Source organism: Taklimakanibacter albus (genome assembly GCF_016595235.1).
Lineage (GTDB): Bacteria > Pseudomonadota > Alphaproteobacteria > Rhizobiales > Aestuariivirgaceae > Taklimakanibacter > Taklimakanibacter albus.
In genome coordinates this window covers 19,456-41,349 of sequence record NZ_JAENHL010000007.1, presented here as the reverse complement: position 1 = coordinate 41,349, position 21,894 = coordinate 19,456, and the positions used below count along the sequence as shown (strand labels likewise).

17 protein-coding genes are annotated in these 21,894 nt (G+C 62.8%); 15 read left to right on the top strand and 2 right to left on the bottom strand.

Annotated features, from left to right (window positions below; all coding sequences use genetic code 11):
- Window positions 1-33 precede the first annotated feature (33 nt).
- Window positions 34-348, bottom strand: a complete 315-nt coding sequence (locus JHL16_RS11720; RefSeq protein ID WP_119270047.1) for a co-chaperone GroES — start codon at window positions 346-348, stop codon at window positions 34-36.
- 487 nt (window positions 349-835) lie between these two features.
- Here JHL16_RS11720 and JHL16_RS11715 point away from each other — a divergent pair, with 487 nt between their 5' ends.
- From JHL16_RS11715 to JHL16_RS11685, 7 genes are all read left to right on the top strand, one after another.
- Complete coding sequence (locus tag JHL16_RS11715) at window positions 836-1,885, top strand: ATP-NAD kinase family protein (RefSeq protein WP_200185036.1); 1,050 nt, start codon at window positions 836-838, stop codon at window positions 1,883-1,885.
- A gap of 12 nt (window positions 1,886-1,897) precedes the next feature.
- Window positions 1,898-2,881: a thiamine pyrophosphate-dependent dehydrogenase E1 component subunit alpha gene (locus JHL16_RS11710; protein ID WP_200185035.1), complete on the top strand. Its 984-nt coding sequence runs from the start codon at window positions 1,898-1,900 to the stop codon at window positions 2,879-2,881.
- Window positions 2,882-2,893: 12 nt separating this feature from the next.
- Window positions 2,894-3,901, top strand: coding sequence for an alpha-ketoacid dehydrogenase subunit beta (locus tag JHL16_RS11705; protein WP_200185034.1), 1,008 nt, complete (start codon window positions 2,894-2,896; stop codon window positions 3,899-3,901).
- Window positions 3,902-3,910: 9 nt separating this feature from the next.
- Window positions 3,911-5,026 carry an acetoin dehydrogenase dihydrolipoyllysine-residue acetyltransferase subunit gene (locus JHL16_RS11700; RefSeq protein ID WP_200185033.1) on the top strand — a complete coding sequence of 372 codons (1,116 nt, stop codon included), beginning with the start codon at window positions 3,911-3,913 and terminating at the stop codon, window positions 5,024-5,026.
- A gap of 130 nt (window positions 5,027-5,156) precedes the next feature.
- Window positions 5,157-5,483: a hypothetical protein gene (locus JHL16_RS11695; protein WP_200185032.1), complete on the top strand. Its 327-nt coding sequence runs from the start codon at window positions 5,157-5,159 to the stop codon at window positions 5,481-5,483.
- Between the two features lie 169 nt (window positions 5,484-5,652).
- Entirely contained in the window at window positions 5,653-5,952 is a 300-nt protein-coding gene (locus JHL16_RS11690; RefSeq protein ID WP_200185031.1) for a hypothetical protein, read from the top strand.
- Between the two features lie 181 nt (window positions 5,953-6,133).
- The gene (locus JHL16_RS11685; protein WP_200185030.1) at window positions 6,134-6,478 is read left to right on the top strand and encodes a hypothetical protein; all 345 of its coding nucleotides are present in this window, start codon (window positions 6,134-6,136) and stop codon (window positions 6,476-6,478) included.
- Between the two features lie 66 nt (window positions 6,479-6,544).
- Here the strand turns inward: JHL16_RS11685 and otnI are convergent, their stop codons facing one another.
- Entirely contained in the window at window positions 6,545-7,345 is an 801-nt protein-coding gene (gene otnI, locus JHL16_RS11680; RefSeq protein WP_200185029.1) for a 2-oxo-tetronate isomerase, read from the bottom strand.
- Window positions 7,346-7,412: 67 nt separating this feature from the next.
- Here otnI and JHL16_RS11675 point away from each other — a divergent pair, with 67 nt between their 5' ends.
- From JHL16_RS11675 to JHL16_RS11640, 8 genes are read left to right on the top strand one after another with little or no spacing between them, the layout of a single operon-like run.
- Window positions 7,413-9,887: a glycogen/starch/alpha-glucan phosphorylase gene (locus JHL16_RS11675; RefSeq protein ID WP_200185028.1), complete on the top strand. Its 2,475-nt coding sequence runs from the start codon at window positions 7,413-7,415 to the stop codon at window positions 9,885-9,887.
- 9 nt (window positions 9,888-9,896) lie between these two features.
- Window positions 9,897-12,092, top strand: coding sequence for a 1,4-alpha-glucan branching protein GlgB (gene glgB, locus JHL16_RS11670; protein ID WP_200185027.1), 2,196 nt, complete (start codon window positions 9,897-9,899; stop codon window positions 12,090-12,092).
- 10 nt (window positions 12,093-12,102) lie between these two features.
- The gene (glgC, locus tag JHL16_RS11665; protein WP_200185026.1) at window positions 12,103-13,365 is read left to right on the top strand and encodes a glucose-1-phosphate adenylyltransferase; all 1,263 of its coding nucleotides are present in this window, start codon (window positions 12,103-12,105) and stop codon (window positions 13,363-13,365) included.
- Window positions 13,365-14,807, top strand: coding sequence for a glycogen synthase GlgA (glgA, locus tag JHL16_RS11660; RefSeq protein ID WP_200187116.1), 1,443 nt, complete (start codon window positions 13,365-13,367; stop codon window positions 14,805-14,807). The genes glgC and glgA overlap by 1 nt, the downstream gene beginning before the upstream one ends.
- A gap of 27 nt (window positions 14,808-14,834) precedes the next feature.
- Complete coding sequence (locus JHL16_RS11655) at window positions 14,835-16,463, top strand: alpha-D-glucose phosphate-specific phosphoglucomutase (RefSeq protein WP_200185025.1); 1,629 nt, start codon at window positions 14,835-14,837, stop codon at window positions 16,461-16,463.
- Window positions 16,441-20,121 (top strand): glycogen debranching protein GlgX, encoded by a 3,681-nt coding sequence (glgX, locus tag JHL16_RS11650; RefSeq protein ID WP_200185024.1) that lies wholly within the window; start codon window positions 16,441-16,443, stop codon window positions 20,119-20,121. Before JHL16_RS11655 ends, glgX begins: the two co-directional genes overlap by 23 nt.
- The gene (locus JHL16_RS11645; RefSeq protein WP_200185023.1) at window positions 20,122-20,709 is read left to right on the top strand and encodes an NUDIX domain-containing protein; all 588 of its coding nucleotides are present in this window, start codon (window positions 20,122-20,124) and stop codon (window positions 20,707-20,709) included.
- On the top strand, window positions 20,709-21,863 hold the full coding sequence (locus JHL16_RS11640; protein ID WP_200185022.1) for a Gfo/Idh/MocA family protein: 1,155 nt from the start codon (window positions 20,709-20,711) through the stop codon (window positions 21,861-21,863). The genes JHL16_RS11645 and JHL16_RS11640 overlap by 1 nt, the downstream gene beginning before the upstream one ends.
- Window positions 21,864-21,894: the final 31 nt, after the last annotated feature.

The window sequence follows — 21,894 nt, the reverse complement described above, 5'->3', positions numbered from 1 at the left end:
TCTACTGAAATGTTGAGCTACAGACGGATAAGATCAGGCCGCCTTCTTCGAGGACGACTTGCCCTCGAGAACGCCCATGATGTCCGACTCTTTCATGATCAGATATTCGGTGCCGTCGATCTTGACCTCGGTCCCCGACCACTTGCCGAACAGGACAATGTCGCCAGCCTTGACGTCGATCGGGATCAGCTTGCCCGCTTCGTCGCGGCCACCCGGGCCGACGGCGATGATCTCGCCCTGCATCGGCTTTTCCTGGGCGGTTTCGGGGATGATGATGCCACCCTTGGTCTTGGTGTCTTCCTCAACTCGGCGCACAACCACTCGGTCGTGCAGAGGACGGAACTTCATGCGATGTCTCCTTCGTTGGTCGCATTGTTCGATGGGGTCGCCGGAGCCTGGAGCAATGAAAGCGAGGCCTCCCAACCCCGTTTCCGGCGCCTGTTAGCACTCGTCGATTAAGAGTGCCAACAGCTGCCCGCTCAGATAGGGCAGAGGGCCTGGAGCGTCAAGGGGAAGGCTTTGAAAATAAATGGTTACCGATCGGTCACGGGCGGTAGGTCGCCGCCTGGGGGTGGCGAAGACGCGCACGCGGCAATGACCTTAGCGCTGCGGTGCCCTGCCGCCCAGCCATGAAAAAAAGCTTCAACTCCTGGTCCGTCCCGGCGGAGGTCCTGGAATTTTAGCATTCTTTCCCGTTCAGAATGATCATTTCGGCCCCTGTCACCACCTTTTGTACCGGTCCTCTACGACAATGGTCCCATGACGCGACGGGATCGCACGTTGAGGCTTGTGAAAAATAATTTCACGAGTCATCGTAGTGTCGGAGGAACCCAAATTGGCTCCGACTGTCGGCATCATTGCCAATCCGGTATCGGCACGTGACATACGTCGCGTGATCGCCAATGCGACCAGCCTCCAGATTACCGACCGCGCCAATATCGTGCTCCGGGTGCTCGCCTGCCTGAAGGCTTCCGGCATCGAGCGGGTGGTGATGATGCCCGACAATGGCGGCATAAGGCACCATGTGCGGCGCGGCGTCGAGCGCTCCCGCAATCTGGGCGAGCATGAATTCCCGGACCTCAGCTATCTCGACATGACCGTCACGGGGACGGTGGACGACACGGTGCGGGCCGCCGATCTCATGCGCCAGCAAGGTATCGCGGCGATCGTGGTCCTGGGCGGCGACGGCACCCATCGCGCCGTCGTCTCGCGCTCGGGCGATATTCCGATCGCCGGCATCTCGACCGGCACCAACAATGCCTTTCCCGAACATCGCGAACCCACCATCACCGGGCTCGCCGTCGGCCTCGCGGTAACTGGCCGGGTGCCGGAGGCGGTCGCCTATGCGCCCAACAAGAAGCTCGTGGTCCGCATCAACGACCAGGCGGCCGAGATCGCGCTGGTCGATGTGGCGCTCGTCACCGAGCGGGTGGTGGGGGCGAGGGCCCTGTGGAAGCCCGAGACGTTCCGCGAGCTGTTCGTCACCTTCGCCGAGCCCGAGGTCATCGGCATGTCGGCCATCGCCGGATTGCTCGAGCCGGTGAAGCGCTCGGAGCCGGGCGGCCTGCATGTGCTGCTGGCGCCGACGGAAGAGGCGGCCCTCACGCTCAACGTGCCGATCGCGCCCGGCTATATGCGCCCGATCGGCATCGCCCGCTGGCAGAGGCTCAGCGCCGGCAAAGCCCATGGGCCTCAGATCACCTCAGGCTCGATCGCCCTCGATGGCGAGCGCGAGCTTTCATTCTCGGAGCGCGACCGGGTTTCGGTCATGCTCGAAGAAAACGCCTTCCGCACTGTCAATGTCGCCGCCGTCATGGATTACGCGGCGCGCCACGGGCTCATGCGGCAGGCCGGACAAAAGGAACGTAAACGCCAAGTTTCGTGATGGGAGGAGATAATGAGCAAAAATCCATTTCCGCTCGACAAGCAAGGCCTGCTCGAGGCCTACCGGACGATGCGGACGATCCGCGAATTCGAGGAGCGGGTGCACAATGAATTCGCCAAGGGCGATATTCCGGGCTTCGTGCATCTTTATGCCGGCGAGGAAGCCTCCGGCACCGGCATCATGATGCATCTCAATGACCGCGATCGCATCGCGTCCACACACAGAGGCCATGGCCATTGCATCGCCAAGGGCGTCGATGTGAAGGAGATGATGGGCGAGATCTATGGCAAAGCCATGGGCTCGTGCCGCGGCAAGGGCGGCTCGATGCATATCGCCGATCTCTCCAAGGGCATGATGGGCGCCAATGGCATTCTGGGCGCTGGCGCACCGCTCGCCTGTGGCGCGGCACTCGCCGCCAAGTTCCGCGGCGATGGCGGGGTCGGCATTTCCTTCGTCGGCGACGGCGCCTCCAACCAGGGCATGTTCCTCGAAAGCCTCAATCTGGCAGCGGTGTGGAATTTGCCGGCGATCTTCGTCGTCGAGAATAACGGCTATGCCGAATCCACCTCGCGCGAATATGCGGTCGCGGTCGACTCCTATGTCGATCGCGCGGCGGGTTTCGGACTTCCCGGCGTTACCGTCGACGGCACCGACTTCTTCGCCGTCTATGAAGCGGCGGGAGAGATCATCAAGCGGGCGCGCGAAGGCGGCGGCCCGGCGCTGCTCGAATGCAAGATGATCCGCTTCTTCGGCCATTTCGAGGGCGACCAGCAGACCTATCGCGGCAAAGGCGAGGTCGAGCATATCCGCGCCAACCAGGACTGCATCAAGCTCTTCGCCGACAAGGTGTTGGATGCGGGCGTGATCAAGAGACCTGAGCTCGAGGCGATCGACAAGGAGATCGTGAAGCTGATCGACGAGGCGGTGATCACGGCCAAGGCGGCACCTTTGCCGACGGCCAAGGATCTCATGACCGACGTCTATGTGACTTATTGAGGGGAGGGAACAATGGCACGCAAGATCAGTATGCGGCAGGCTCTGAACGAAGCGCTCGACCAGGAGATGGCGCGCGATCCGACGGTGTTCGTGATGGGCGAGGATATCGTCGGCGGCATGGGCGGTGACGGCGAGAAGGACGCCTGGGGCGGTGTGCTCGGCGTCACCAAGGGCCTCTATGCCAAATATGGTGACCGGCTGCTCGACACGCCGCTCTCCGAATCCGCCTATATCGGGGCCGCCGTGGGGGCTGCCGCCTGCGGCATGCGCCCGGTCGCCGAACTGATGTTTATCGACTTCATGGGCGTGTGTTTCGACGAGATCTTCAACCAGGCCGCCAAGTTCAAATATATGTTCGGCGGCAAGGCCGAGACGCCGGTCGTCATCCGCACCATGATCGGCGGTGGCTTCCGCGCCGCCGCCCAGCATTCACAAGTGCTGACGCCGCTCTTCACCCATATTCCGGGACTGAAAGTGGTGGTGCCGTCGAATGCCTATGACGCCAAGGGACTGCTCATCCAGTCGATCCGCGACAACGATCCCGTCATCTTCTGCGAGCACAAGAATCTCTACGGCCTCGAAACCGACGTGCCGCAGGAATCCTACGCTATCCCGTTCGGCGAGGCGAATGTGGTGCGTGAAGGCAAGCACGTCACCATCGTGACCTATGGCATGATGGTTCATCGCGCCTTGGATGCCGCCGCGGCGCTCGCCAAGGACAAGGTCGAATGCGAGGTGATCGATCTCCGGACGCTGTCGCCCATCGATTGGGATACGGTGCTCGAAAGTGTCGAGAATACCGGACGGCTCGTCTGCGTCGACGAAGCGCATCCGCGCTGCTCGATCGCCAGCGACGTCTCGGCCAAGGTCTCGCAGGAGATCTTCAAGGCGCTGAAAGCGGGCATCCAGATGGTAACCTCGCCGCACACGCCGGTGCCGTTCTCGCCTTCGCTCGAAGACATCTATCTGCCGAGCGCCGACAAGATCGCTACCGCCGTCCGCAAGACCATGGCCAATTGAGGAGGGGTGATGTCGGAGAAGCGTATCATCCCCATCGTGATGCCGAAATGGGGGCTCTCCATGGCGGAGGGCAAGCTGGCGTCATGGCTGATGAAGGACGGCGACAGCGTGAAGGCCGGCGACCAGCTCCTCGAGGTGGAAACCGACAAGATCGCCGGCGCCGTCGAGGCGAATGAGGGCGGCATCCTGCGCCGCCGCATCGGCCAGGAGGACACGATCTATCCGATCAAGACGCTGATCGGCGTCGTGGCGGATGCCGACGTCCCGGATGCCGATATCGACGCGTTTGTCGGCTCCTATGTGGTGCCGGTGGCCGAGGAGGGCGAGGAAGAAGCGGCGGGTCCGCGTTATGAGTTCGCCGACACGGCCGCAGGCCGGCTGCGCTACACCAAACGTGGCAGCGACGATAATACGGTGCTGCTCATCCACGGCTTCGGCGGCGATCTCGACAACTGGCTGTTCAATGCCGATGCACTGGCGGAAGGGGCGACTGTCTATGCGCTCGATCTGCCAGGCCATGGCCAGTCGACCAAGAAGGTGGACGAGCCGACCGTCGCTGGACTCGCCAAAGCGGTGTTGAGCTTCATGGACACGGTGAAGATCGACAAGGCGCATCTCGTCGGCCATTCGATGGGCGGCGCCGTCGCGATCGAGGTGGCGCGCCTGGCAAAGCCGCGGGTGAAATCGGTAACGCTGATTTCCTCCGCCGGTCTCGGGCCCGACATCAACATGGACTACATTGACGGCTTCGTCGCCTCGGCGTCGCGCCGTGACCTGAAGCCGGTGCTGGAGAATCTGTTCGCCGACAGCGGGCTGGTGAGCCGCCAGATGGTGGACGACCTTCTCAAATACAAAAGGCTCGATGGTGTCGGCGACGCGCTTACCGCGTTGAAGAACGGTGTCTTCGCTGGTGGACGGCAGGCGGCGCTACTCGCCGATGCGCTTGCCGCTTCAGGTGTACCGGCACTTGTCGTCTGGGGCGCGGAGGACAAGATCGTGCCCGCCGCTCACGCGACGGCGGCCAAAGGCGCCAAGGTGGAGATCATCGAAGGCGCTGGCCACATGGTTCAGATGGAGCAGGCGGGCCGCGTCAACGGCCTCATCAAGGTGATGATCGGCGGGTGAGGCGAGGCTTACCGGAAATTCATCTAAGCCTTGAAAATACATAACAATATTTAACCCGCTTGGATGGGAACGACGGCGTTCGGGCGCAGTTTGCCGAGGGTAACTTCACCCTCCTCCATGGAGATCTCCCATGTTCAGCAAACTCGCTCTCGCCGCCGCGGTGGCGCTTCCCCTCGGCATGCTCGGCCTGTCGGGCGCGGCGCTCGCCGACTACAACACGCATTATTACATTCCGGTGAAGCCGATCGCGTCGGCGCATAGACCGGCGGCGGCACCGATGCTGCATCGCGCGGCGCTGACCTGTGCCGCGGCCGGCCGGATGATCCGCGCCGATGGCTATAAAAACGTGAAGGCGCGCGACTGCGATGACAGGAACTTTGTGTTCCATGCCGTCCGCCATGGCCGCGCCGTCCTGCTGCATGTCAATCCGCGCAACGGACATGTGTGGCGCGCCTGATCCGGCATGACAGAGTTGTAATCTCGAGGGAGTTCCGGAGACGGAGCTCCCTTTTTCATTTTGTGCATTCCGTCCTCGCGACCTGACAAAGGTTTAACCCGCGGCAGGGGGAACAGCCGAAGCCGAACAAGTGTTCAGTCCGGGGAGCTTTCCACCAAGGAGTTATATCATGTTCAATAAGCTCGTTCTCGCGGCCGCCGTCGCCATTCCTCTCGGCATGCTGGGCCTGTCGGGGTCGGCGATGGCCGGCTACAGCCCGACATCTCACACGCCTCTTGCCCGCATGCCTTTGCGGAATACCGGAGCGATGAGCTGCGCCGATGCCCGCCAGTTGCTCCGTGAGGACGGATATCGGAATGTCGTGGCCCGCGAGTGTGACGCGAGAACCTACCTGTTCGGCGCCACGCGCGGGGGCCGTCACGTGGTCCTGCGCGTCAATTCGCGTAACGGACATGTCAGGCCTGTCTGATATCGACGTCACCAAGCGCCGAATGCGCGAGGGGCTCCGGAAACGGAGCCCCTTCTTTATGTCGCGATCAACCCCTCACATTTTCTTGATGGATCTAACCGAGGTGTAACCTCCGCATACGGAACATCTGTCCAGCCTCTCCTGTTACTCGGGGGTAACAGTTTTGCTGTGGAGGACGATCATGTTCAGCAAACTTCTTCTCGCAAGCGTAGTCCTGATCCCACTTGGCGTCGCCAGCCTGTCGGCATCGACAATGGCCGAAGACATGTGGAATCCCAATTCGAGCTACAATCCGAAATACGACATCAAGATCTATCCGAAGGCGCCGGTCCGGCACATCCAGGCTCCGATGCATCATGCGATGCTGAGTTGCCAGGCCGCCGGCAGGATCGTGCGCCATGACGGATTCCACAATGTGCAGGTTCGTGAATGCGGCGGCCGGGTCGACATGTTCCGCGCCGAGCGGCACGGCCATCCCGTCCTCGTCGACGTCAATCCGCGCAATGGCCATGCCTGGGTTGCCTGATCGGCGTTGACCCCCGGATTGTGAGTATGGGTGAAGAGTCGTGAAGAGCTCCGGCAACGGGGCTCTTCATTTTGGCTTCCCCTGGCCGATACCGTAAGACTTCAGCCAGCCCAGGCCGTCAAGTGTTCCAGCACGCGGGCGATATTCGCAGCCGATCCAGCCATCATAACCCAATTCGTCGATGAGGCCGAAGAGATAGGGCAGGTTGATCTCCTGGCTTTCGTCCGGCTCGTTGCGGCCGGGGACGCCGGCGACCTGGATGTGGCCGATGAGGGGGAAATGCCGGCGCAGCGTGTCGGCGACGGCGCCGCGGCTCATCTGCTGGTGATAGATGTCATATTGCAGCTTCACATGGGGAAGTGCCACCGCCGCCAGAATGCCCGCCGCCTGATCGGCCGAGCTCAGGAAATAACCCGGCATGTCGACCGGGTTGAGCGGCTCGATGAGGAGAGTGATGCCACGCGGCCGCGCCAGCTCGCCCGCCCAGCGGAGATTCTCGACAAAGCAGGACTCGCAAGCCTGGCTGTTCTCGCCGGGGGCGGGGATTCCGGCCATCACATGGATACGCGGGTTGGCGAGCGCCACCGCGTAGTCCAGGGCCAGCTCGAATTGCTGCCGGAACAGGTCGCGCTTTTGGGGCAGAGCGGCCGAGCCGCGCTCGCCGGCGGCCCAATCGCCGGGTGGGGAATTGAACAAAATTTGTGCAAGTCCGGCCTCGGCCCGGCGCCTGACGATCTCGGCCTTGTCGAATTCATAGGGAAACAGGAATTCGACGCCCGTGAAGCCCGCTTCGGCGGCGGCGGCGAAACGCTCCAGAAAGGGCATTTCCTGGAACATCATGCTTAAATTCGCGGCAAAGCGCGGCATCCTTAACCTCGTCAAATAATCTTGCTGTCCGTGGCATTATACTAGACCATAAACTCATCGAGGGCCCATGGTTCAGACCGTTACGCAAATTCATCCCGATGCGCCGAAGCCGGCGCCCCGCCGCACCGATGCCGCGACGTTACGCGCCGAGATCCTGGAGAAGCTCGCTTATACGGTAGGCAAGGACCCGCTGGTGGCGCGCGATCACGACTGGCTGGCGGCGACCATCCATGCGGTGCGCGACCGCGTCATCGACCATTGGATGAACTCGACGCGCGACGCCTATGCCAAGAGCGCCAAGCGCGTTTACTATTTCTCGCTCGAATTCCTCATCGGCCGGCTGTTGCGCGACGCGATGAGCAATCTGGGCCTGGTCGAGCCCGTCACCCAGGCGCTCAAGAGCCTCAATGTCGATCTCGATCTGGTCGAGGCGCTGGAGCCCGACGCGGCGCTCGGCAATGGCGGCCTGGGCCGGCTCGCCGCCTGCTTCATGGAAAGCATGGCGAGCGTCGATATCCCTGCCTATGGCTATGGCATCCGCTACCAGCACGGCCTCTTCAAGCAGAAGATCAAGGACGGCCAGCAGATCGAGCTGCCGGAAGACTGGCTCGCCCACGGCAATCCCTGGGAGTTCGAGCGCCGCGAGGCGGCCTATGACATCAGTTTCGGCGGCCGTGTCGAAACCGTCGAGAAGGACGACAATTCCTTCAAGCATACATGGCGGCCGAGCGAGACGGTGCAGGCGGTCGCCTTCGATACGCCGATCGCCGGATGGCGCGGCAAACGCGTCAACACCTTGCGGCTGTGGAGCGCCCAGGCGCTCGACCCGATCCGGCTCGATGCCTTCAATCGCGGCGACCATGTGGGCGCCTTGGCCGAGCAGAACCGCGCCGAGACGATCACGCAGGTGCTCTATCCCTCGGACAGCACCGAAGCTGGCCAGGAATTGCGGCTGCGCCAGGAATATTTCTTCGTGTCGGCCTCGCTGCAGGATCTGGTGCGCCGCCATCTGAAACAGTTCGGCGCGCTCGAGAGCCTACCGGATAAAGTGGCGATCCAGCTCAATGATACACATCCGGCGGTGGCCGTCGCCGAGCTGATGCGCATCCTGGTCGATCTCAACGGGCTTGACTGGGACGCGGCCTGGGCGCTCACCACCGCATCGATTTCCTACACCAATCACACGCTCCTGCCCGAGGCGCTCGAGACCTGGCCGTTGCATCTCTTCGAGCGGCTGCTGCCGCGGCATATGCAGATCATCTATGCGATCAATGCCAAATTGCTGCAGGAGGCGCGGGCCCGTTCGGCGAGCGATGCGCAATTGGCCTCCCTGTCGCTCATCGACGAACATGGCGGCCGGCGCGTGCGCATGGGCCAGCTCGCTTTTGCGGGGTCGCACAAGGTCAATGGCGTGTCGGGTCTCCATACCGAGCTCATGAAGACCACGGTTTTCCGCGACCTCAACGATCTGTTTCCCGACCGCATCACCAACAAGACGAACGGCATCACGCCGAGGCGTTGGCTGTTCCAGGCCAATGACGGGCTGACCCGACTCATCACCGACGCCATCGGCGACAAGGTGCTGGACGATCTGGATTCACTCACTGAGCTGAACCGGTTTGCCGGCGATGCGGGCTTTCAGCAGCGTTTCGCCGAGGTCAAGCGCGCCAACAAGATCAGGCTGGCGCGCGAGATCCAGGAGCGCATGGGCCTCAAGGTCGACCCTTCCGCGATGTTCGATGTGCAGGTGAAGCGCATCCACGAATACAAACGCCAGCTGCTCAATATCCTCGAGGCCATCTCGGTCTATAACCAGATCCGATCGCATCCCGAGAAGAACTGGGTGCCGCGGGTAAAGATCTTCGGCGGCAAGGCGGCGGCGAGCTACTGGCAGGCGAAGCTCATCATCCGTCTCGCCAATGACGTGGCCCGCGTGGTCAATGCGGATCCCGCGGTGCGCGGCCTGCTCAAGGTTGCCTTCATTCCCAATTACAATGTGAGCCTCGCCGAAGTCATCGTGCCGGCCGCCGATCTCTCCGAGCAGATTTCCACGGCCGGCATGGAAGCTTCCGGCACCGGCAACATGAAATTCGCGCTCAATGGCGCGCTCACCATCGGCACGCTCGACGGCGCCAATGTCGAGATCCGCGATCATGTCGGCGCCGACAATATCGTGATCTTCGGCATGACGGCCGAGGAAGTGGCGCAGCGCCGCGCGCAAGGCTACGACCCCCGCAGCGTCATCGAGGCAACGCCGGAGCTGAAGGATGTGCTCGACATGATGCGCGCCGGTATCTTCTCGCCGGGCGAGCCCGACCGTTATAAGGGCCTTATCGATGTTCTTTATGGCAGCGACTGGTTTTTGGTCGCCGCCGATTTCGCCGCTTACACGAAGGCGCAGCGCCAGGTCGATGATCTGTGGAGCGAGCCGCAGCGCTGGCACGACAAGGCGATCCGCAACACGGCCAATATGGCCTGGTTTTCAGCCGACCGGACGATCCGCGACTATGCGCGGGAAATCTGGACCGTGCCGTCCATGTGAGAAGGGCACATGACAGCGGTCTCATGGCAACTTGACCGGGGAGAGATCGCGGCGCTTGTTGCGGGAAGCCATGGCGATCCGTTTGCGCGGCTCGGTGTTCATGAAGCCGATGGCGTCTTTGTTACGCGGGCGGTCATTCCGGGAGCTCAAGAAGTTTCAGCTTTTAGCCTCGGTGGACAGGCGCTTGGCAAGCTCGAGGCTGGGGGCGGGGAGGGCTTCTTCGAAGGCCGAATCGCGCTGAAGCGGCGAGCGCCTCTTCGCTATGAGGCGCGTAATGCGCAAGGCCAGTGGTCGCTGATCGATCCTTATTCCTTCGGGCCGGTGATGGGGCCGATGGATGATTATTATGCGGCCCAGGGCACGCATCTCCGGCTTTACGACAAGCTCGGCGCCCATGCGATCACGCATGAAGGGGCCGCCGGTGTCGCCTTCGCGGTCTGGGCCCCTAACGCCAAACGTGTTTCGGTGGTGGGCGACTTCAATCGCTGGGACGGCCGGCGGCATGTAATGCGCCATCGGCGCGGCGCGGGGTTGTGGGAAATCTTCATCCCTGAACTGGGACCAGGGACCGTCTATAAATTCGAGATCATCGGCGCCGAGGGCAAGCTCCTGCCGCTCAAGGCCGATCCCTTCGCCTTCCAGTCGGAGTTCAGGCCCAAGACCGCTTCCGTCGTTGCGAGTCCGGACGCCTTCACCTGGAGCGATGCGGACTATCTCTCAGCGCGCGCGAATAAGGATCTGCGGCGCAGCCCGGTCTCCATCTATGAAGTGCATCTGGGGTCCTGGAAGCGCCATGCCGATGGCGGCTATTTCAGCTATCGCGAGCTCGCCGACGAGCTTCTGCCCTATGTCGCCGATATGGGCTTCACCCATCTCGAATTGCTGCCGGTCAGCGAATACCCCTATGACCCGTCCTGGGGCTATCAGCCGACCGGGCTATATGCGCCGACCGCCCGTTTCGGCACGCCTGCCGACTTCGCTCATTTCGTCGACCGCGCCCATGCGCTGGGGCTCGGCGTCCTGCTCGACTGGGTGCCGGCGCATTTCCCGACCGACGAACATGGGCTCGCTCATTTCGACGGCACCAGCCTTTATGAGCATGACGATCCACGTCGCGGCTTCCATCCCGACTGGAACACCGCCATCTATAATTTCGGCCGCACCGAGGTGCAGGGCTTCCTGGTCAACAATGCGCTCTATTGGATGGAGCGTTTCCACGCCGATGGCCTGCGCGTCGATGCGGTGGCGTCGATGCTCTATCTCGACTATTCGCGCAAGGCCGACGAATGGATTCCGAATGAGGAGGGTGGGCGCGAGAACAAGGAAGCCATCGCCTTCCTGCGGCGCATGAATGCCGCCGCCTATGGCGCACATCAGGGCATCGCCACGATCGCCGAGGAATCGACCTCATGGCCCGGCGTGTCGCAGCCCGTCCATGCCGGCGGGCTCGGCTTCGGCTTCAAGTGGAATATGGGCTTCATGCATGACACGCTCGCCTACATGGCGCGCGAACCCATTCACCGCAAGCATCACCACAACGACCTGACCTTCGGTCTGCTCTACGCTTTCTCGGAGAATTTCGTGCTGCCGCTGTCGCATGACGAGGTCGTGCATGGCAAAGGCTCGCTCCTCACCAAGATGGCAGGCGACGACTGGCAGAAATTCGCGAATCTGCGGGCCTATTATGCTTTCATGTGGGCCTATCCCGGCAAGAAGCTCCTGTTCATGGGACAGGAATTCGCGCAGAGGCGCGAATGGAGCGAGGCGCGGGGGCTCGACTGGGAGCTCCTGCAATATCCCTCGCATGGCGGGGTCAAAGCATTGCTGCGCGACCTCAACGCGCTCTATCGCGCCTTGCCGCAGCTCCATGCGCGTGACTGCGAGGCGGAAGGCTTCGAGTGGCTGATCGCCGATGATCACGAGAATTCGGTCTTCGCCTGGATGCGGCGGTCGGGCGGGAACCATCGCCCGGTGGTCGCCGTTGCCAATCTGACGCCGGTGCCGCGCCAGGACTATGTGCTGCCTTTGCCTTTTGCGGGGCCGTGGCGCGAGCGCATCAATACGGATGCCGCTTTTTATGGCGGTAGCGGCCAGGGCAATTTTGGTGCCATCATGGCCGAGAACCACGCTTCGCATGGACAGCCCGCCAGCGCGCGACTGACTTTGCCGCCGCTCGCGACACTGATCCTCGAAAGTGAAGGATAGGGAGGAGAGCATGGGGGAGACTCGCAGACATTCACCACTGGCGCGTGATGCCATGGCCTATGTGCTGGCCGGGGGGCGCGGTTCGAGGCTCATGGAATTGACCGCCAAACGCGCCAAGCCCGCGGTCTATTTCGGCGGCAAGACGCGTATCATCGATTTCGCGCTCGCCAATGCGATCAATTCCGGTATCCGGCGCCTGGGCGTCGCTACCCAATACAAGGCGCACAGCCTGATCCGCCATCTGCAGCGCGGCTGGAATTTCCTACGCCCCGAGCGCAACGAAAGCTTCGACGTCCTGCCAGCGAGCCAGCGCGTCTCGGAAGACCAGTGGTATGCCGGCACCGCCGATGCGGTCTATCAGAATCTCGACATCATCGAGAGCTACGGCCCCGAATTCATGATCATCCTGGCGGGCGATCACATCTACAAGATGGATTACGAGCTCATGCTGCAGCAGCATGTCGACAGTGGCGCCGATGTCACCGTCGGCTGCCTCGAAGTGCCGCGTAAGGAGGCGACGGGTTTCGGGGTGATGCATGTCGACGACAAGGATCAGATCATCAGCTTCATCGAGAAACCCAAGGATCCGCCCGGCATGCCGGACAAGCCCGACATGGCCTTGGCCTCGATGGGCATCTATGTGTTCAAGACCTCGTTCCTCTGCGAGCAACTGCGCCGCGATGCGGCGGAGAAGGGCTCGGAGCGCGACTTCGGCAAGAACCTCATTCCCTATATCGTCAAGCACGGCAAAGCCGTGGCGCATCGCTTCACCCGCTCCTGTGTGCGCTCGGAAAACGAAAGCCAGTCCTATTGGCGCGATGTCGGCACCGTCGATGCCTATTGGGAGGCCAATATCGATTTGACCGATGTGGTGCCGGCGCTCGATCTCTATGATCGCAACTGGCCGATCTGGACCTATTCGGAACTGGTGCCGCCGGCCAAGTTCGTCCATGACGAGGATGGAAGGCGCGGCAAAGCGGTGAGCTCGCTGGTGTCGGGCGGCTGCATCATCTCGGGCGCCGGCGTGAAGAACTCGCTGCTCTTCACCGGAGTCAGGGTCAATTCCTATTCGCGCCTCGAACAGGCGGTGGTGCTGCCGCATGTCAATATCGCCCGCAGCGCCCGGCTGAAACGGGTCGTCATCGACCGTGGTGTCGAGATTCCGGAAGGGCTGGTGGTCGGCGATGATCCGGTGCTTGACGCCAAACGGTTCCGGCGCACCGAAAATGGCATCTGCCTCATCACCCAACCGATGCTCGACAAGCTCGTATGATGAAGGTCCTGGCCGTCGCTTCGGAAGTGTTTGCGCTGGTCAAGACCGGCGGGCTCGCCGATGTTGCGGGCGCCCTGCCTGCCGCGCTCAAGCATCACGGCATCGAGATGCGGGTGATGCTGCCGGGTTATCCCGCCGTAATGGCGGCGCTCAAAGACGCCAAGCCGGTCAAAGTCTATGGTGATCTCTTCGGCGGCAAAGGGCGCATTCTGACCGGACGCGCGCAGGGGCTCGATCTCCTGGTGGTCGAGGCGGCGCATCTCTTCGACCGGCCGGGCAATCCTTATCTCGGTCCCGACGGCAAGGATTGGCCCGACAACTGGAAACGGTTCGCGGCGCTCTCTTATGCCGCCGCGGATGTCGGCAGTGGCGAGGTTGCGGCCTTCATGCCGGAGATCGTGCATGCGCATGACTGGCAGGCCGCACTCACCCCGGCCTATCTGCATTTCGCGTCCGGGCCTGTCGCCAGGACCGTCATGACCGTGCATAATCTCGCTTTCCAGGGACAATATCCGGCCAGCATCTTCGCGCAACTGAAGCTGCCGGCTGCGGCCTTCGCGATCAACGGCGTCGAATATTATGGCGGCGTCGGCTATCTCAAGGCGGGACTTCATTATGCCGATGCGATCACCACGGTGAGCCCGAGCTATGCCGATGAGATCACCACGCAAGCCGACGGCATGGGACTCGACGGGCTATTGCGCTTGCGACGTGACCGACTGACCGGCATCGTCAACGGCATCGACACCGATATCTGGAATCCGGCGAGCGATGCGCATCTGGCGCAATCCTATGTGCCGCGCAATTTCATCCAGCGGCGCGAAGCGAATAAACGCGAAGTCGAACGGCGTTTCGGCCTCGACCAGGATGACGGGCTCTTGTTCTGCGTGGTGAGCCGTCTCACCTGGCAGAAGGGCATGGACCTGCTCGTGCAATGTCTCGACGATCTCGTCGGGCTTGGCGCCAGGCTGGCGATGCTAGGGGCCGGCGACGCGCAGCTCGAATCCGACTTCACCCAAGCGGCGGCGCGTCACAAAGGCCGCATAGGCACGGTGATCGGTTATGACGAGACGATCTCGCATCTCCTGCAGGGCGGCGCTGATGCCATTCTCATTCCATCGCGTTTCGAGCCTTGCGGCCTGACCCAGCTCTATGGCTTACGTTATGGCTGCGTGCCGGTCGTCTCGCATGTCGGCGGGCTCGCCGATACGATCGTCGATGCGAATGAGGCCGCGTTGGAGCAGGGCAGCGCCACCGGCATCCAGTTCGCGCCCGTCGATGTGCCCTCGCTCACCCGCGCGATCGAACGTTCGGTAAGGCTTTATGCCGACCGCAAGGCCTGGAACGGGCTTCAAAAAGCCGGCATGAAGACTGATGTATCCTGGGAGAAGAGTGCGGCGCGCTACGCGTTGCTCTATAAGAACCTGCTGCACCGATCCTGATAGATGATATCCACCTTGCGAGGCCCGATGATCAAGACCATTGCGACCAAACCTTTCGCCGACCAGAAGCCCGGAACCTCGGGCCTGCGCAAGAAAGTGCCGGTGTTCCAGCAACCGCATTATGTCGAGAATTTCATCCAGTCGATCTTCGACGCCCTGGAGGGTTTCAAAGGCAAGACCCTGGTGATTGGTGGTGATGGACGTTACTACAACCGCGAGGTCGCGCAGATCGCGATCAAGATGGCGGCGGCAAACGGCTTCGGCCGTGTGCTGGTCGGACAGAACGGTCTCTTGTCGACGCCGGCCGCGTCCTGCGTCATCCGCAAGCACAAGGCGTTTGGCGGCATCGTGCTGTCGGCGAGCCACAATCCCGGCGGTCCCGACGGTGACTTCGGCATCAAATACAACATCTCGAATGGCGGCCCGGCGCCGGAAAAGATCACCGAGGCGATCTTCGCGCGCAGCAAGGTGATTGACCGCTATCTGATCGCCGATGCTCCCGATGTCGCGCTCGACAAGATCGGCACCAGCGAAGTGGCTGGCATGCGGGTCCAGGTTTTCGACTCCGTCGCCGACTATCAGGCGCTGATGGAGCAATTGTTCGATTTCGACGTGATCCGCGACATGTTCGCCGGCACGTTCCGCATGCGCTTCGATGCGATGCATGCGGCGACCGGTCCCTATGCCAAGGCGATCCTCGAGAAAACCTTGGGCGCGCCGGAGGGAACGGTCGTCAACGGCGTGCCGCTGCCCGATTTCGGCGGTCACCATCCCGATCCCAATCTCGTCCATGCAAAGGACCTCTATGACCTGATGATGTCGAAGGAGGCGCCTGACTTCGGCGCGGCGTCGGATGGCGACGGCGACCGCAATCTCATCATCGGGCGCAATATCTTCGTGACGCCGTCCGACTCGCTGGCGCTCCTCGCCGCCAATGCGCATCTGGCGCCCGGCTATGCCAAGGGCATCGCCGGCATCGCCCGCTCGATGCCGACCAGCATGGCCGCCGACCGCGTCGCCGAACGGCTCAAGGTCAAATGCTACGAGACGCCAACGGGGTGGAAGTTCTTCGGCAATCTGCTCGATGCCGGGCTCGCCACGATCTGCGGCGAGGAAAGCGCCGGCACCGGCTCCAACCATGTGCGCGAGAAAGACGGGCTGTGGGCGGTGCTGCTGTGGCTCAACATACTGGGCAAGCGCAAGGAGAGCGTCGAGAATATCGTGTTCCAGCATTGGCGTGATTATGGCCGCAATTTCTATACGCGGCATGACTACGAGGCGATCGATGCGGGCCAGGCTAACGAGCTGATGGCGCATCTGCGCTCGTTCATCGGCAAGAAGGATGTTTCGGCTCTGGGTGCCAAGATCCTCACTCTGTCGGACGACTTCGCCTATCACGATCCGGTCGACAACTCGGATTCGAAAGGCCAGGGCATCCGTTTCCTGTTCAAGGACGGCTCGCGCATCATCTTCCGCCTGTCGGGCACCGGCACGGAAGGCGCCACTTTGCGCGTCTATATCGAAAACTATGAGCCCGATCCCGCCAAGCAGGGCGGCGACACCCAGACGGCGCTTGCCGATCTGATCCAGATCGCCCGCAACCTCGCCGAAATCGAGAGCCGCACCGGCCGCAATGCCCCCACCGTCATCACCTGACGAACTGGGCGTAACGCTCCAGGAAGACGGCGCGCATATCGCCGTCTTCTCGCGCCACGCGTCACGTATCGACGTCTGTCTTTTCGACGACAAGGACAGGGTAACGCAGCGCTTCACGCTGGACCGGCAGGGCGATGTGTTCTCCAGCTTCCTTCCCGGCATCGGTGTCGGGCAGCGCTATGGCCTCCGGGCCGATGGGCCTTTCGCGCCGGAGCAGGGCCATCGCTTCGACCCCTCCAAGCTGCTGGTCGATCCCTATGCGCGCCGGCTCGATCGGCCATTCGCGCATCGGCCGGAGCTGATCGCGAGAGATGTCGAGACGGCGGCTTTCGTGCCGAAGGCGATCATCGAGCGGCCGGGCATGGCCATGCGGCCGCGCAAGCCAAGGCAGCCTGGCATCATCTATGAGATCGCGGTCAAGGCCTTCACCATGCGCCATCCGGCGGTGCCGGAAGCTCTGCGTGGTACGGTGGCTGCCCTGGCGCATCCGGCGGTTCTCGAGCATTTGACCGACCTCGGCGTCGACACGGTGGAACTGATGCCGCTCGCCGCCTGGATCGACGAGCGGCATCTGCCGCCGCTCGGCCTCCACAATGGCTGGGGCTACAATCCGGTGACCTTCATGGCGCCCGATCCGCGCCTGGCGCCCGGCGGCTTCGCCGAGATCCGCGACACGGTGCGCGCGCTTCATGATGCCGGAATGCAGGTCGTTCTCGATGTCGTCTACAACCACACGGGTGAAAGCGACGCGGAAGGAACGACACTGTCGCTGCGCGGCCTCGACGTGGCAAGCTATTACCGGCATGACGGCGGCTTCCATCTCATCAACGACACGGGCTGTGGCAACACACTCGCCGCGGAAAGCGATCCGGCCTTGCGGCTTGTCCTCGACGCCATGCGTGTCTGGGCAAGCGAGACAGGACTTGATGGCTTCCGCTTCGATCTCGCGCCTATTCTCGGCCGGGGAGCCGATGGCTTCTCCGGCGATGCGCCTTTTTTCGACGCGGTGGATCGCGATCCGCTTCTCAAGGATCTGCTGCTCATCGCCGAGCCTTGGGATATCGGGCCCGGCGGCTATCAGCTGGGACGTTTCCCGAAGCGCTGGCTCGAATGGAACGATCGCTATCGCGACGATCTGCGCCGCTTCTGGCGCGGCGACCGTGGCATGGTGGGGACACTCGCCACACGGCTTGCCGGGTCATCCGATATTTTCGATGCCCCGCGCGGAGTGAGCTTCATCGCGGCTCATGACGGCTTCACCTTGCGCGATCTCGTCTCCTATGCGGGCAAGCATAATGAGGCGAATGGCGAGAACAACCGCGACGGGACTGACGGCAATTTCTCCTGGAACAATGGTGCTGAAGGCGAGACGCAGGACACAGAGATACTGGCCAGCCGGGGGCTTGACCAGCGGGCGCTGCTCGCCAGCCTGCTGTTGTCACGCGGCACGGTCATGCTCACCGCCGGTGATGAATTTGGCCGCAGCCAGTCCGGTAACAACAACGCCTATGCGCAGGACAATGAGCTGACCTGGCTCGATTGGGAGAAGGCCGATCATGAGCTTCTCGACTATGTGCGGATGCTCGCAAAATTCCGGCAGTCACGAGGCGCCTTCGCCGACGATGGCTTCCTGATCGGCAAAGCGCGCGATGCGACGGGGCTTCCTGATGTCGTCTGGCTCAACGCCGTCGGCGCGACCCTGCGCGAGGAGGAGTGGAACGATCCCGAGCGCCGGCTGCTCGGCGCCGCTTTCTATGATTATGCGACAAGCGCGCGCTTCTGCGTCTGGTTCAATGCCGGCTGGTCGGCGGTGACCGTCACGCTGCCGCAAAACCGTGAGGACGGGAGTTGGCGGCCGGCCGATGGACACGAGGTGCCGGCCCGCAGCGTCGCACTCTTCGTCGAGGAGATGAAGGTCAAACGCAGCGCGGCGCCGACGGATCAGATCGTCAACGTGCTGGCCGAAGAAGCTGGCATCCAGCCCGTCTGGTGGACGGTCGATGGCGAGCGGCACGACGTTTCGATCGCGACCAAGCGGACACTGCTCAAGGCGATGGGACTCGGCACGGAGACCGGCGGCGATGTGGCGGAAGGCCTGCGGCGCTTGCGGGCACTGGCGAAGCCCACGCTTGAAGAGCGCAAGTGTTTTCTCTCATCGGCGTTGACGCAGGGCCGAAAGATCTTCGGGCTTGCCGCTCATCTCTATGCGTTGCGTGGAGCGCAGCCGACGGCGCTCGGCAATTTCACGACGCTGGGCGAGTTTGGCGACGCCGCCCGACGGGCGGGCGCCAGCTTTGCCGGCATCAACCCGCTGCATCATCTCTTTCCCACCGATCGCGACCGCGCCAGCCCCTATCAACCTTCCGACCGGCGCTTCATCGATCCGATCTATATCGATGCTCAAGCCGGTGCGTCGCTCGCCACGCTCCGCCATGTGGACTACGAGGCGGCCTGGCGCGAGATCAAACGCGCGCTTCTCGTCGAATTCGATACTTTCGATGAGACAGACGCGTCCTTTCAACGCTTCTGCGCCGAGAATGGCGAAGCGCTGCATCTCCATGCCGTCTTCGAGACGATCGCCGATCGTCAGGGAGGCGTCGATCGGCAGAAATGGCCGGCCGAATTGCGCGAGGCACGCTCGCCGCAGGTCCAAGCCTTCGCGGATGCGCAGCGGAAGGATGTGTTGTTCCGCAAGTGGCTGCAATGGCGAGCCGATCAGCAGTTCGGAGAGGCGGCGGCGCACGGGGCGGTCTATGGCGACCTGGCGCTGGGCACCGCCTTCGATGGCGGCGAGATCTGGGCCGATCCGGAAACCTTCGCGTTTGGCGTGTCGCTCGGCGCACCGCCCGATCCGTTTTCGGCGCTCGGCCAGGTGTGGAATCTGGCGCCGTTCAATCCGCATGTGCTGGTGGAGCGGGAGCTCGCGCCTTACCGTGAGATCCTGCGCGCCAATATGCGGCACTGCGGTATGCTGCGTATCGATCATGTGCTCGGCCTCCAGCGGCAGTTCTGGGTGCCGCAAGGCGCCGAAGGCAAGGACGGTGCCTATGTGAGCTTTCCGGTCGACCAGCTGATGGCGCTGGTAGCGGAAGAAAGCCTGGCGCATCGCTGTATGGTGGTGGGCGAGGATCTGGGCACGGTTCCGGACGGTTTGCGCGATCGGCTCACGCGCGGCAGCTTCCTCTCCTACAAGGTTCTGTGGTTCGAGCGCGACGGCGCGGTGTTCCGCGCGCCTGAGGCCTATCCCTATCTGTCGCTCGCCTGTCTCGGCTCGCATGATTTGCCGACCTTCGCCGGCTGGGCATCCGGCGCTCATCTCGATCTCGATCATCGGCTCAAGCGCAATCCGAACGAAGCGAAGCAGCGCCGCGATTACGAGATCGAACGTGCCGAGCTGCAGACCGCCTTCGATGCGGCCGGCCTCGCGCGCGGTGATCCGATACTGGCCGCGCATGAATTCCTGGACCGGACCGGCTCAGGCATAGCATTCGTGCAGGTCGACGATCTTCTCGGAGAGACGGAGCCGCTCAACGTGCCGGGCACCGACCGCGAATATCCGAACTGGCGGCGCCGTTCGGCGCGGCCGATATATGAGGGACTGAGCGACGCGCGCGCTCAGGCCATATTGAAAATCATGCGTAAGCAACGGAGCGAATAAGTGCCTTTTGTCCCCAAGATCATCATCGCCTCGGCGGAGCTCGTCTATTCCGGCTGGGCGAAGCTCACGCGCTATACGCTCGATATCGAGCGGCTGGATGGCAGCATGATGCGGGCAGTGCGCGAGATCCATGATCATGGTCATGGCGCGGCGGTCCTCCCCTTCGATGAAACGCGCCGCACCGTGCTGCTGGTGCGGCAGTTCCGCCTGCCGCCGCATCTCAGCGGCGGCAATGGCATGATGATCGAAGCCTGCGCCGGCCTGCTCGACGGCGACGCGCCGGAGGTGTGCGCGGCGCGCGAGGCGGAAGAAGAGCTCGGCTATCGGATCCACAACCTCAAATCCGCAGGCCGCGTCTGGGGCTCGCCAGGGGCGATCACCGAAAGCATCTGGCTCTTCCTGGCGGACTACGCGGCGAGCGACCGGATTTACAAGGGCGGCGGCAAGGACGGCGAGGACGAGGACATCGAGATCCTCGAAATGTCGCTCGCGGACGCGATGAACCTCGTCGCCCGCAATGAAATTGCAGATGCAAAAACCATCGTTCTGTTGCAGCATCTGTGGATCGCAAGGCAAAGGCAGGGCTGATGGCTGACATTGTGAGAAGACCGATCCGCTGGGGCATGGTCGGCGGCGGCATTGGCGGCTTCATCGGCGAGGCGCATCGCATGGCGGCTCGGCTCGATGGAAAGTTCGAGCTCGTCGCCGGGGCGCTCTCGTCCGATCCGGAACGGGCGCGCCTGTCGGCGGCGCAATGTTTCATCGCGCCCGAGCGCAGCTATGCCGACTATCGCGAAATGGCGAAGGCCGAGGCGGCACGCCCCGACGGCATCGAGGTGGTGAGCGTCGTGACGCCGAATGCGTCGCATCATGCGATCGTCTCGGCGTTCCTGGAGCAGGGCATCGCGGTCATCTGCGACAAGCCGCTCGCCACCAGCCTTGCCGATGCCGAGGACCTCGTGGCGCGCGCGGCGGAGGCGCAGCGGCTGCTGGGGGTAACCTACAATTATTCCGGCTATCCGATGATCCGCCATGCGCGCAGTCTCATCGCGGAAGGCGGCATCGGCGAGGTCAGGATGGTGCAGGCGGAGTTTGCGCTGGGCTGGCTGGCGGTGCCGCTCGAGCAGGAAGGCGTCAAGCAGGCCTGGCGCACCGATCCCGCGAGTGCCGGGCCAAGCGGCGTCGTCGCCGATATCGGCACCCATGCCTATCATCTCCTGCGCTTCGTGACCGGCCTTGAGGTGCAGACGCTCGCCGCCGATCTCTCCACCATGGTCGCGGGTCGTAAGCTCGAGGACAATGCCAATATCCTCCTGCGTTTCAAGGATGGTGCGCGCGGCATCCTGTGGGCGAGCATGGTGGCGGCGGGTGAGAGCGTCGGCTTCCGTCTGCGCGTCTATGGTGCGACCGGCCATATCGCCTGGGATGAGGCCTTCCCCGATCAGCTGCATCTCCGACTTCTCGACGGCACCGACCAGACGCTGCATCGCGGGAGCAAGCTGTCGCCCTTGGCGAAGTCGGCGACGCGTCTCGTCTCCGGTCTGCCGGAAGGCTTCATCGAGGCCTTCGCCAATCTTTATGGCGATTATGCCGAGCAGATTATCGCCAGGCGCGAGAAGCGGGCGTCCGATCCGTTGAGCCTGCTCGCACCGACCGGTGCGGACGGCGTCGATGCGCTCGCTTTCGTGGAAGCGGTGCTGCAGTCGGGTCGCGCCGATGCCAGCTGGGTGGCGGTCGGCTGATCCGCTGTACTTCCGCTGCAAACAACAGCGG

Excerpts from the sequence above, each read along its gene's own strand:
- JHL16_RS11720 (WP_119270047.1), bottom strand. The coding sequence starts at position 348 with ATGAAGTTCCGTCCTCTGCACGACCGAGTGGTTGTGCGCCGAGTTGAG.
- JHL16_RS11710 (WP_200185035.1), top strand. The coding sequence starts at position 1,898 with ATGAGCAAAAATCCATTTCCGCTCGACAAGCAAGGCCTGCTCGAGGCC.
- JHL16_RS11705 (WP_200185034.1), top strand. The coding sequence starts at position 2,894 with ATGGCACGCAAGATCAGTATGCGGCAGGCTCTGAACGAAGCGCTCGAC.
- JHL16_RS11700 (WP_200185033.1), top strand. The coding sequence starts at position 3,911 with ATGTCGGAGAAGCGTATCATCCCCATCGTGATGCCGAAATGGGGGCTC.
- JHL16_RS11695 (WP_200185032.1), top strand. The coding sequence starts at position 5,157 with ATGTTCAGCAAACTCGCTCTCGCCGCCGCGGTGGCGCTTCCCCTCGGC.
- JHL16_RS11690 (WP_200185031.1), top strand. The coding sequence starts at position 5,653 with ATGTTCAATAAGCTCGTTCTCGCGGCCGCCGTCGCCATTCCTCTCGGC.
- JHL16_RS11685 (WP_200185030.1), top strand. The coding sequence starts at position 6,134 with ATGTTCAGCAAACTTCTTCTCGCAAGCGTAGTCCTGATCCCACTTGGC.
- otnI (WP_200185029.1), bottom strand. The coding sequence starts at position 7,345 with ATGCCGCGCTTTGCCGCGAATTTAAGCATGATGTTCCAGGAAATGCCC.
- JHL16_RS11675 (WP_200185028.1), top strand. The coding sequence starts at position 7,413 with ATGGTTCAGACCGTTACGCAAATTCATCCCGATGCGCCGAAGCCGGCG.
- glgB (WP_200185027.1), top strand. The coding sequence starts at position 9,897 with ATGACAGCGGTCTCATGGCAACTTGACCGGGGAGAGATCGCGGCGCTT.
- glgC (WP_200185026.1), top strand. The coding sequence starts at position 12,103 with ATGGGGGAGACTCGCAGACATTCACCACTGGCGCGTGATGCCATGGCC.
- glgA (WP_200187116.1), top strand. The coding sequence starts at position 13,365 with ATGAAGGTCCTGGCCGTCGCTTCGGAAGTGTTTGCGCTGGTCAAGACC.
- JHL16_RS11655 (WP_200185025.1), top strand. The coding sequence starts at position 14,835 with ATGATCAAGACCATTGCGACCAAACCTTTCGCCGACCAGAAGCCCGGA.
- glgX (WP_200185024.1), top strand. The coding sequence starts at position 16,441 with ATGCCCCCACCGTCATCACCTGACGAACTGGGCGTAACGCTCCAGGAA.
- JHL16_RS11640 (WP_200185022.1), top strand. The coding sequence starts at position 20,709 with ATGGCTGACATTGTGAGAAGACCGATCCGCTGGGGCATGGTCGGCGGC.